General features: G+C 42.1%; 1 protein-coding gene. It reads left to right on the forward strand.

What is annotated here, in order from left to right; all coding sequences use genetic code 11:
• Positions 1-361, forward strand: a 361-nt coding sequence (locus AAEY83_RS13315; RefSeq protein ID WP_351059495.1) for a YicC/YloC family endoribonuclease, incomplete at both ends; no start/stop codon positions are given.

Genomic DNA, 361 nt, shown 5'->3' on the forward strand with positions numbered 1-361 from the left:
GTAAACCAGCGTTACCTTGAAACATTTATACGCGCACCAGAGCAATTTCGTGGCATGGAGCCAGTTATTCGTGAGCGTTTACGCAAACACTTACAACGCGGTAAAGTTGAGGTCTTTTTAAAGTTTGTGGCAAATCCTGCCCACGTTGGCGAGCTATCAATTAACCAAGCACTTGCTGAACAGCTAATAAATAGCGCTAAATGGGTTCAACAACAAAGTAATGGCGATATTAACCCTGTTGATATATTACGTTGGCCTGGCGTTATGGAAGCAGAAGAGCTTGATATGGATAGCGTTAATACAGCATTAATAGCTGGTCTTGATCAAGTAATCGAAGATTTTAAATCTGCACGTGGCGATG

The organism is Psychrobacter sp. TB20-MNA-CIBAN-0197 (assembly GCF_040309765.1).
GTDB lineage: Bacteria > Pseudomonadota > Gammaproteobacteria > Pseudomonadales > Moraxellaceae > Psychrobacter > Psychrobacter submarinus.